Origin of the sequence: Mesorhizobium sp. M2A.F.Ca.ET.037.01.1.1 (assembly GCF_003998075.1) — a bacterium.
Classification (GTDB): Bacteria; Pseudomonadota; Alphaproteobacteria; order Rhizobiales; family Rhizobiaceae; genus Mesorhizobium.
Genome location: NZ_RZSA01001007.1, coordinates 1 through 2,285, shown reverse-complemented (window position 1 = coordinate 2,285; position 2,285 = coordinate 1). Strand labels below are relative to the sequence as shown.

Annotated in this window: 3 protein-coding genes; 1 reads left to right on the top strand and 2 read right to left on the bottom strand. The window is 62.7% G+C overall.

Going from position 1 to position 2,285, the window contains the following annotated elements:
- Positions 1-44: 44 nt before the first annotated feature.
- Together EOA27_RS32600 and EOA27_RS41140 are read right to left on the bottom strand one after the other, a co-directional pair.
- Entirely contained in the window at positions 45-1,301 is a 1,257-nt protein-coding gene (locus tag EOA27_RS32600) for an N-acetylmuramoyl-L-alanine amidase (protein ID WP_126083817.1), read from the bottom strand.
- Positions 1,302-1,718: 417 nt separating this feature from the next.
- Positions 1,719-1,856: a hypothetical protein gene (locus EOA27_RS41140; RefSeq protein ID WP_189343141.1), complete on the bottom strand. Its 138-nt coding sequence runs from the start codon at positions 1,854-1,856 to the stop codon at positions 1,719-1,721.
- 92 nt (positions 1,857-1,948) lie between these two features.
- Between EOA27_RS41140 and EOA27_RS32595 the strand changes: the two genes are divergently transcribed.
- Positions 1,949-2,285, top strand: a 337-nt coding sequence (locus tag EOA27_RS32595) for a S1 RNA-binding domain-containing protein (RefSeq protein ID WP_127258307.1), incomplete at its 3' end; no start/stop codon positions are given.

The window sequence follows — 2,285 nt, the reverse complement described above, 5'->3', positions numbered from 1 at the left end:
GCTTATGGTTGCAGACCCCAAGCGGTTGTGGGGGCGTGGGCGGATCAACCGCCCGTCGCCGTTCCGGCCTTGGCAGCGGCAAACAGGGCGACCGCGTTGGTTATGCTTTGCGCGGCCTTGCCGCGCCAGTCGGCGCTGAGCAATTGCGCCTCGTCCTTGCTGTTGGAGAGGTAGCCAAGCTCGACCAGAACGGACGGCACGTCCGGAGCCTTGAGCACCTTGAAGCCGGCCGAGCGTTGCGGATTGTTGATGAGGCCGACGCTGGTCGACAATTGGCCGACCAGCGTGTGGGCGAAGCTCATCGAGAAGCCATGCGTTTCCCGGCGGATCAGGTCGATGAGGATGTCGGTGACTTCCTTGTTGTCGTCCTCGATCTTCATTCCCGCAAACTGGTCGGACAGGTTCTCGCGATCGGCGAGCGCCTGGGCTTCCGGGTCGGAGGCCTTGTCCGAAAGTGTGTAGACCGTGGCGCCGCGAAGACCTTTGACCGCGATCGTATCGGCATGGATCGAGATCAGGAGATCGGCCTCGTGCTGGCGCGCGATGCGCACGCGCTCGTCAAGCGCCAGGTAGACGTCGTCATCGCGGGTCATGAAGACATCGTATTTGCCGACCGCGGCCAGCTTGTCGCGCAATTCCTTAGCAAAAGCGAGTGTGACGTCCTTCTCGACCGTGCCGGCTGAGCTTTCGGCGCCGCCATCGACGCCGCCATGGCCAGGATCGATCACCACGGTGAAGCGATGACCGGGCGCCGAGACCGGCCCGGTGCCGACCCTCTCGCCTTTCTCGGTGGAGACCGTCGAACCGGTGGTCAGCGACTGGTTGGCCAGCGCCTCGTCGAACTCCCGTTCGGAGGCGGCCGACATGTCGATGGCGATGCGATAGCCGGTGCCGTCGTCATTCTTGAGCACGTCGAGCTTGTCGACGGCGAAAGGACCCTTGCCGGTGAGGATCAGTCGCGAGCCATGTCCCTGATCGCCGTAACGGACGGCCCGCACAAGGCCACGCGGCTTCACATCCTTGGTCTCAAGGGCGAATCGCGTGCGCGGCAGGTCGACGACCAGGCGATCGGGGCCGCGCAACAAGAACCACTTGACGTTCGGCTCGCTGTCGAAATTCACGACGATGCGCATCTTGGTGGCGTCGCCGGCCATCTTGTAGCCGGTCGCGCCAAGCAGGCCGTCGGCGCGCGCGGCGGCCGCGAAACAAAGCAGCAGCGCCAGCAGCAAAGCGGCCCAGGCCACGCGCGTGGCATGCGCCGCGGCCCTGCCCCTCTTGTCCGCGCTGCCCGCCAATCCCATCTCTTGTCCGTCGCTCCCGGTTTGACGCATTGCGCCCGGTCTTCTCGCCGAGTGCCCGTCAGGCCGCCAATTCGATTAACGATTGGTATTCAGAGAAGGTTAACCAAGCCTTTCATGAGGTGGGACAAATGGCACCTTCCCCAACGGAAGCGCTTTTTGCCGGCATCCGAAATCGGGGTTGCCTTCCATCCCGCCAAATCATAAAAGCGACATTGGATCACTGCAATCCTGGAACCGCTCGCCTCAGCAGTTTCCTGCCAAAGGTCGGATGCAAAGGCGGCTCCTTTATCCTTCCAGGCTCATGTGGTCGCGACGATTTTCGCAGGCGTGCTCCCGTGGCGGGGGAATCGCTTGCGTGAGGAAAACGGCCGGGTTCGCCCCGCGCCGGCTCTTCGTGAGCAAACAAGCTGGTCCGGCTCAGCCCGGGCTTTGGTTCAAAAGGTTCTGCTGGGTGCCGATGGCTTCAAGCGCAATCATGGAAAGGTCCGCATCAAACCGCGCCATCTTGGCTGCGGGCGGCACCGCCATCGCGCTCAAGCGGCGGCTAGCGGACATTCAATTATCCGGCATGCACACAGATACAGGCGCACAGCGGCGGGCATTGCCACGCCAGCTGCGGCCGTCGGCTGCCGGCAGGAAACAAGATAATGCCCAACAAGATGCTGATAGACGCCTCCCACCCGGAGGAAACACGCGTTGTCGTCGTTCGCGGTAACCGCATCGAAGAATTCGACTTTGAATCCCAGGACAAGAAGCAGCTCAAAGGAAACATCTACCTCGCCCGCGTAACCCGCGTCGAACCTTCCCTCCAGGCAGCCTTTGTCGAGTATGGCGGCAACCGTCACGGTTTTCTCGCCTTCAGTGAAATCCATCCCGACTATTATCAGATCCCGGTCGCCGACCGTCAGGCTCTGCTGCGCGCCGAAGCGCAGGAGGCCGAGGACGAAGACGACGAGGAAGCGGAGAACGGCGAAGAGCAGCAGG

What these genes read in the sequence shown, in the direction of transcription:
- EOA27_RS32600 (WP_126083817.1), bottom strand. Translation starts at nt 1,301, where the DNA reads ATGGGATTGGCGGGCAGCGCGGACAAGAGGGGCAGGGCCGCGGCGCAT.
- EOA27_RS41140 (WP_189343141.1), bottom strand. Translation starts at nt 1,856, where the DNA reads ATGTCCGCTAGCCGCCGCTTGAGCGCGATGGCGGTGCCGCCCGCAGCC.